General features: G+C 64.3%; 7 protein-coding genes. 4 read left to right on the top strand and 3 right to left on the bottom strand.

Annotated elements, in window-relative coordinates:
- The 3 genes from ABZE94_RS19160 to ABZE94_RS19150 form a co-directional block, all read right to left on the bottom strand.
- Positions 1 to 1074: an ABC transporter substrate-binding protein gene (locus tag ABZE94_RS19160; protein WP_372877483.1), complete on the bottom strand. Its 1074-nt coding sequence runs from the start codon at positions 1072 to 1074 to the stop codon at positions 1 to 3.
- A 31-nt stretch (positions 1075 to 1105) separates the two neighbouring features.
- Positions 1106 to 2224, bottom strand: coding sequence for an ABC transporter ATP-binding protein (locus tag ABZE94_RS19155; protein WP_372877481.1), 1119 nt, complete (start codon positions 2222 to 2224; stop codon positions 1106 to 1108).
- 341 nt (positions 2225 to 2565) lie between these two features.
- Positions 2566 to 3594 (bottom strand): Ldh family oxidoreductase, encoded by a 1029-nt coding sequence (locus tag ABZE94_RS19150; protein WP_372877479.1) that lies wholly within the window; start codon positions 3592 to 3594, stop codon positions 2566 to 2568.
- A 120-nt stretch (positions 3595 to 3714) separates the two neighbouring features.
- On the opposite strand from ABZE94_RS19150, the gene ABZE94_RS19145 reads away from it, so the two are divergent.
- The 4 genes from ABZE94_RS19145 to ABZE94_RS19130 all read left to right on the top strand — a co-directional run.
- Complete coding sequence (locus tag ABZE94_RS19145; protein ID WP_372877477.1) at positions 3715 to 4596, top strand: MurR/RpiR family transcriptional regulator; 882 nt, start codon at positions 3715 to 3717, stop codon at positions 4594 to 4596.
- 19 nt (positions 4597 to 4615) lie between these two features.
- A complete protein-coding gene (locus ABZE94_RS19140) occupies positions 4616 to 5374 on the top strand; it encodes an ABC transporter substrate-binding protein (protein WP_372877475.1) in 759 nt (252 codons plus the stop codon).
- A 93-nt stretch (positions 5375 to 5467) separates the two neighbouring features.
- Positions 5468 to 6187 (top strand): ABC transporter permease, encoded by a 720-nt coding sequence (locus tag ABZE94_RS19135; RefSeq protein ID WP_372877473.1) that lies wholly within the window; start codon positions 5468 to 5470, stop codon positions 6185 to 6187.
- Positions 6184 to 6867: ABC transporter permease (locus ABZE94_RS19130; protein ID WP_372877471.1), on the top strand; the 684-nt coding region annotated here is incomplete at its 3' end. The genes ABZE94_RS19135 and ABZE94_RS19130, both read left to right, overlap by 4 nt.

Below are 6867 nucleotides of genomic sequence, written 5' to 3'. Positions count from 1 at the left end.
TTACTTCAACAGCCACTCATTGAACTTCTCGCCGAGGGACTCGCCGTAGTCGGCCCAGAAATCCGAGCTGGCCTGGATACCTTTATCCAGGTGGGCGGTGGGCAGGTGCGGTGCGGCGGTCGGGTCGGCCAGCGGCATGGAGGACTTGCGGGTCGGGCCGTAGGCGACGTCCGGCATGCCGGCCAACGGCTTGGAACCGGTTGCGTAGGAGATGAACTTGAGTGCCAGGTCCTTCTTCTGCGTGCCCTTGACGATGGCCCAGGCGTCGAGGTCGTAGACGTGACCGTCCCAGACGATGACGAAGGGCTTGTTCTCCTGGCGGATGGCGTCGTAGAAGCGCCCGTTTGCCGACTGCACCAGCACTGCGCCGCCGTCATTGAGCAGTTGCGGAGCCTGCGACCAGGAGTCGAACCAGACGATGTCGTCCTTGATGGTGGCCAGTTTGTCGAAGGCGCGTTGCTGGCCTTCCGGGGTGGACAGCACGTCATAGACTTCCTTGGGCGCTACGCCGTCGGCCAGCAGGGCCCACTCCATGTTGACCTGTGGGCGTTTGCGCATGGCGCGCTTGCCGGGGACCTTGGCCGTGTCGAAGAAGTCCTCGATGCTCGCCGCCTTGGTGTCGCCAATGGTCTTCTCGTTGTAGGCGAAGACCACCGACCAGACGATGTTGCCGACCGCGCATTCGCTGGCCAGGGCTTCGGGGATGAAGTCTTCTGCCGCCGGAGTGCCGTCCACGCCTGCCGGCAGGGTCTCATGCGGAATGACTTCGAGCAGGCCTTCGGAGCAGGCGCGCTCGAGGTCGATCACCTCGAAGTCGACCACGTCCCACTGGATATTGCCGGACTCGACCTGGGCCTTGATCTCGGCCACGCCGCCGGAATAGTCCTCGAACAGCACCTTGACGTCGGTGTCTTTCTGGAACGGGTCGATGACGTGTTTCTGTTGCGCCGCGCCATAGGCACCACCCCAGGACACCACGGTCAGGCTCTCCGCGGCGCTGGCGGCGAAGCCGGCCGTGCCTAACGCTGCAGCCAAAGCGAATGCGGAAAAGCGGGTAGTCAGTGATCTAGCCATTGCTGTGCTCCATTTGCTTTTAGTTGTGGGGTTATAGCGTAGTCGCGGCGACGGGGCGGTCCAGCGCCTGGCTGTCCTCGGCCAGCCAGGCCAGGGCGACCTCGTCGCTGTTGCTGAACTGCGGGGCCGAACTGTCGTTCATGTTCTTCACCACCAATTCGGTGCCGTCGGCGGTCTCGAAATGGTAGCGGATGTATTCGCCGACATAGTGGCGGGTCACGAAACGCGCCTTGATCCGGTTGCCGGCATTGCCGAGGCGGTCGGTGAAGGTGAGTTTTTCCGGGCGTATGGACACGGTGGTCGGCAGGCCGACCTCGCAACAGTTGGCCTTCAGGCTACTGACCAGGCCGCCGTCTTCCAGGCGCACGTCGACGGTGTCGTCGCCGATCGACTCGATGGTGCCCTTGAGCTTGTTGCTCTCGCCGATGAAGTCGGCGACGAACAGGTTGGCCGGGCGCTCGTAGAGCACGTTGGGCGCGGCACATTGCTGGACGATGCCGTTGTTGAACACGGCGATGCGGTCGCTCATGGTCAGGGCTTCGGTCTGATCGTGGGTGACGTAGATCACGGTGAAACCGAGCTGCTCGTGCAGGCGCTTGATCTCGAACTGCATCTGCTCGCGCAGCTTCTTGTCGAGGGCGCCGAGCGGCTCGTCCATCAAGATGATGTCCGGGGCGAAGATCAGGGCGCGGGCCAGGGCCACGCGTTGGCGCTGACCGCCGGAGAGCTGCCCGGGAAAGCGGTTGCCGAAATGCAGAAGCTCGACCAGGGTCAGGTACTCGTCGACCTTGGCGTTGATTTCGTCTTTGGGTCGCTTGCGGATTTTCAGCGGGTAGGCGAGGTTTTCGCGCAGGGTCATGTGCGGAAACAGGGCGTACTGCTGGAACACCATGCCGATGTTGCGCGCGTAGGGTGCGATGCTGGTGACCGAGCGGCCGTTGATCAGGATCTCGCCGCTGGTCACGTCCTCGAAGCCGGCGAGCATCATCAGGCAGGTGGTCTTGCCGGAACCGGAGGGGCCGAGCAGGGTGATGAATTCGCCCTTGGCCACATCCAGGTTGAAATCCTTGACCACCAGTGTCTTGTGGTCGTAGGTCTTCTTCACGTTGGTGAATTGTAGGAACGGTTTGTCCCCCGCCTGCTCAGCCATATACCTCCCCAGCTCCCATCAAAACAGGTGCCCAACTCGTGGCGTTCACCTGACTCGCTTCAGTCAACTGTCTCGTTCTCTGTGGAGACGAGCAGTCGTTATGGCCATAACCAAAAGCAATAAGTACGCCAGCCAACGATAACCAAGCCCCGCTTGGCTGTGTGTGCTTCTTAGCCTAGTTCAGCTTGGGTTTTGTGCTAGGCGGGTGGGGGAAGTGGTAACAACAGGCGGGGAAGGGGCTACCTGCCGAAACGCACCAGGCTGGTGAAATAGGCTCGACTATTGGGCATCAATCAGCCGCGTGCTCAATCTGGTTGCAGGAATCAATTGTCCAGGCGGCTTCAGCTGCCGGCACTCGCCAGGCGCCGCAAATGGGTCAGTTCGCCCGCGGGCAGGCGGATACCGTTGAGCGTGGCCTCGGCCCGCTGCCGATAACGACGGTCGCCCGGTTGGCGCTGCTGACCTGTTGCCTGCATGCGGGCAATCAACTGCTCGGTACGGGCCGCGAAGTTGCTGCCTGCGCCATGGCTAGGGTCGATGACGATCAACAGCTGTCCGGTCCAGGGTGTCTGGGCACCGGGATGGCCAGACCAGTCGAACTCGAAGGAGAAGTGGCCTCCGGTTAGTGCGGCCGCCAACAGTTCGACCATCATCGACAGGGCGGATCCTTTGTAGCCGCCGAAGGGCAGCAAGGCGCCACCGTCGAGAATGGCCTTTGGATCGCACGTGGGCTGGCCGTCCCGATCGACGCCATAGCCCGGCGGCAACTGCTTGCCTTCGCGTGCGGCAATTTGCACGTCGCCGTTGGCGATGGCGCTGGTGGCCAGGTCGAACACCAGCGGCTCGCCTTGTTCGCGCGGTGCGGCGAAGGCAATGGGGTTGGTGCCGAACAATGCGCTGTGGCCGCCGTGGGGCACGACGCAGGCGAAACTGTTGACGAAGGACAGGGCGACCAGGCCGTTGCGGGCAAAGGGTTCCACGTCCGGCCAGAGTGCGGCGAAGTGGTGTGAGTTGCGGATGGCCAGCAGGGCGATACCTGCGCTTCTGGCCTTTTGCTCCAGCAGGGGCCGGGCGGCGGCAAGTGCCGGCTGGGCGAAGCCGCCACCTGCGTCCACGCTGACGAAGGCCGGCGCCAGGTCTTCCACCACGGGCTCGGCCTTGCCGTCCACCCAGCCGCTGGCCAGGCTCGACAGGTAGCCGGGGATGCGGAACACGCCGTGGCTGTCGGCGCCGTCGCGCTGGGCGCTGGCGCAGTTATGCGCCAGGCAGCGGGCGACCTCGGCCGAGGTGCCATGGGCCTGGAAGATGGCGGCGAGCAGGTCGCTCAGCTCGCTGAAGCTGATGGTTTCCTGTGGGGTGGCGGCGCTCATGCGGGGTTTCTCCTGGCGGTTGTCTGGGGGCTGTTCACTATCCGGTCTGTGGCAGTTAGCTGTCAATTATTGACGCTGTGACAGAAAACGTGCATTTTGATCCTGAACGGGGAGTCACAGATGAATCAATCGATCAAGCAGCGTCTCGAGAACAGCCTGGAGCATTCGGCCGCTTCCGGGCGGGCGATTGCCAATTACATGTTGGCCAACCTGAACGAGCTGCCGTTCCAGACCTCGGCCGCCATCGCCGACAAGCTGGGCGTCAGCGAATCCACGGTCGGGCGCTTCTGCCGGTCGCTAGGCTATGCGCACTTCAAGGCGCTGAAGAATGATCTGAAGGATGACCTGGGCGACAGCCCCTGGCTGATCGGTGATCGCCTCAAGGAGTTCCAGCGCCACGTCAGCGAGGAGGGCCGGGACCGCTCGCGCAGCCTGGAGCTGGAGATCGCCGGCCTGGTGCAGGTCTACGAGCACAGCCGCAGCCCACAGTGGCAGGCGGTGGCCAAGCGCCTGGCGAAGACCCCGCGGGTGTTCGTCGCCGGCTTCCAGACCGAGCGCGGTATCGCCGTCTCGGCGGTGCACCTGCTGCAGTACCTGCGCGACGGCGTGCAACTGGTCGATGGGGCCTCGGGTCACTTCGGCGAGGTGCTGCTCAGCCAGCCGGATCAGGCTGCGCTGCTGGTGTTCGAGGCGCGGCGCTATTCGCGCCACGCCCAGCTGCTGTGCCGCAAGGCGCGCGAGGCCGGCATCAAGGTGACCCTGGTCACCGACCCCTATTGCGACTGGGCCGACAGCCACGCCGACGAAGTGCTGCGGGTGCCCACCGATATCAATCTGTTCTGGGAGTCCACGGCGGCGATGCTGTCGCTGGTCCACCTGCTGATCAACGAGGTGTTCCGTCACCTGGGACCCGAAGTCGAGGCGCGCCTGGACGCCACGGCCGCGCTGCATAACGAGTTTGTCGGCTACACCACGTCGCCGGGATTCAGCAAAAAACCATAACAACAAGTAGAGGTGCATGATGAATCGAGTGAAGAGCTTGGCCACGGCCTGCGTCCTGTTGATCGGCGGCCTAGGCGCCGCTCAGGCGCAGCCGCTGCGGATCGCCACCGAGGGGGCCTACCCGCCCTTCAACTACGTGGATTCGAACAATGAGCTGCACGGTTTCGACGTCGACATCGCCAAGGCGCTGTGCGCCAGGATGCAGGTCGAGTGCACCCTGGTCGCCCAGGACTGGGATGGCATCATTCCGGCCCTGATGGCCAAGAAGTTCGACGCCGTGGTGGCCTCCATGGTGGTCACCGAAGAACGCCAGAAGAAGATCAGCTTCACCGATCGCTACTACCGCACCCGCCTGGCCGTGGCGGTACCGCACGACTCCACCCTGGCCGATACCCTGCCGGCGACGCTGGATGGCAAGGTGATCGGCGCCCAATCGTCCTCGACCCAGAGCATCTACGCCGAGGACGTCTATGGCGCGGCCGGGGCCGACATCAAGCTCTACCCGACCCAGGACGACGCCAACAGCGACCTGGCCAACGGCCGCCTGGATGCGGTGGTCAACGACAAGTTCCCGCTGCTCGACTGGCTGGCCAAGACCGGCAAGGATTGCTGCAAGCTGCTCGGCGACATCCAGGGCAGCGACGATGATGTGGCCATCGCCGTGCGCCAGGACGACCAGGCACTACGCGAGCGCCTGAACCAGGCGCTGGTCGATATCCGCGCCGACGGTACCTACCAGCAGATCGTCAGCCGCTACTTCGCCTTCGACATCTACTGATCGAGCCGGCCGCCCAGCTCCCGCGGTCGCCGCGGAGGCTGGGCGCAGCCCGCGCGTCATCCTGTCTGAACCGCCAATCGCGGAGTTGCGACCATGCTGGAACCTTTCTCTCTCCTGCTGTTCGGCGACGGTGGCTGGGGCCTGGCCCTGCTCGCCGGCGCCCTGGTGACCATCAGCCTGGCCCTGTGCTGCCTGCCGCTGGGGTTGCCGCTGGGCCTGCTGGTGGCGGTCGCGGCGCGCTCGAACAAGCGCCTGCCGCGGGCCCTGTCGACGCTGTTCGCCACCGTGTTCCGCGGCCTGCCGGAGCTGCTCACCCTGCTGATCGTCTACTACGGTTGCCAGATCGGCCTGCAGAAGCTGCTGGCCTACTGGGGCTACAGCAGCGAAGTCAGCATCAATGCCTTCGCGGCCGCGGTCATCGCCTTCGGCCTGGTGTTCGCCGCCTTCTCCAGCCAGGTCTGGCTGGCGGCCTTCAAGACCATCGGCAAGGGCCAGTACGAGGCGGCCAGCGTGCTCGGCCTGTCGCGCTGGCAGGCGTTTCGCAAGGTGATACTGCCGCAGCTGGTGCGGATCTCCCTGCCGGGGCTGTCGAATAACTGGCTGACCCTGCTCAAGGATACCTCGCTGGTCTCGACCATCTCCCTGGTGGACCTGATGCGCCAGACCAACCTGGCGGTGAGCGCGACCAAGGAACCCATGCTGTTCTATTTCGCCGCCTGCCTGCTCTATCTGTTCTTCTCGGCCATTTCCGGGCGGCTGTTCAGCTTTGCGGAAAAACACTACAGCTACGGCCAGCGGAGTGCCCAGCCATGACTGCCCCTGAATGGCTCAACCTGTTCTTCGATCCGGAGCTGTTCGAGCGCTACGGCCTGCGCATGTTCGACGGCCTGCTGGTGACCGCCAAACTGGTGGCGATCTCCTTCAGCCTGGGCCTGCTGCTCGGCCTGCTGCTGGCGCTTGGGCGGCTGTCGCGCAGCCGCCTGCTGCGTTCGGCGACCTCGGGCTACATCTACTTCTTCCGTGGCTCGCCGCTGTTGGCGCAGCTGTTCATGCTCTATTACGGCCTGGGCTCGTTCCGCGAGCTGTGGCAGGACCTGGGGCTGTGGTGGTTCTTCCGCGACGCCTGGTACTGCGCGCTGCTGGCCTTCACCCTGAATACCGCGGCCTATCAGGCCGAGATCCTGCGTGGCGGCATCCAGGCGGTGGCCCGCGGCCAGCGCGAGGCTGCCGCGGCCCTGGGCCTGAGTCGGCGCACCACCTTCTTCAAGGTGATCCTGCCGCAGTCGCTGCTGATCGCCGTCGGTCCCCTGGGCAACGAGCTGATCCTGATGATCAAGGCCAGTGCGATCGCGTCCCTGGTGACCATCTACGATCTGATGGGGGTGACCAAGCTGGGATTCTCGCGCACCTTCGACTTCCAGCTGTACCTGTGGGCGGCGGTCTTGTACCTGATGATCGTCGAAGTCATCCGGCGTCTGTTGCAGCGTATCGAG

Source organism: Pseudomonas sp. (assembly GCF_041601375.1).
Classification (GTDB): Bacteria; Pseudomonadota; Gammaproteobacteria; order Pseudomonadales; family Pseudomonadaceae; genus Aquipseudomonas.
Note: the sequence above shows the minus strand (reverse complement) of the source record. Positions and strands in the feature narration are given on the sequence as shown.

Excerpts from the sequence above, each read along its gene's own strand:
- ABZE94_RS19155 (WP_372877481.1), bottom strand. The coding sequence starts at position 2,224 with ATGGCTGAGCAGGCGGGGGACAAACCGTTCCTACAATTCACCAACGTG.
- ABZE94_RS19145 (WP_372877477.1), top strand. The coding sequence starts at position 3,715 with ATGAATCAATCGATCAAGCAGCGTCTCGAGAACAGCCTGGAGCATTCG.
- ABZE94_RS19140 (WP_372877475.1), top strand. The coding sequence starts at position 4,616 with ATGAATCGAGTGAAGAGCTTGGCCACGGCCTGCGTCCTGTTGATCGGC.
- ABZE94_RS19160 (WP_372877483.1), bottom strand. The coding sequence starts at position 1,074 with ATGGCTAGATCACTGACTACCCGCTTTTCCGCATTCGCTTTGGCTGCA.
- ABZE94_RS19135 (WP_372877473.1), top strand. The coding sequence starts at position 5,468 with ATGCTGGAACCTTTCTCTCTCCTGCTGTTCGGCGACGGTGGCTGGGGC.
- ABZE94_RS19150 (WP_372877479.1), bottom strand. The coding sequence starts at position 3,594 with ATGAGCGCCGCCACCCCACAGGAAACCATCAGCTTCAGCGAGCTGAGC.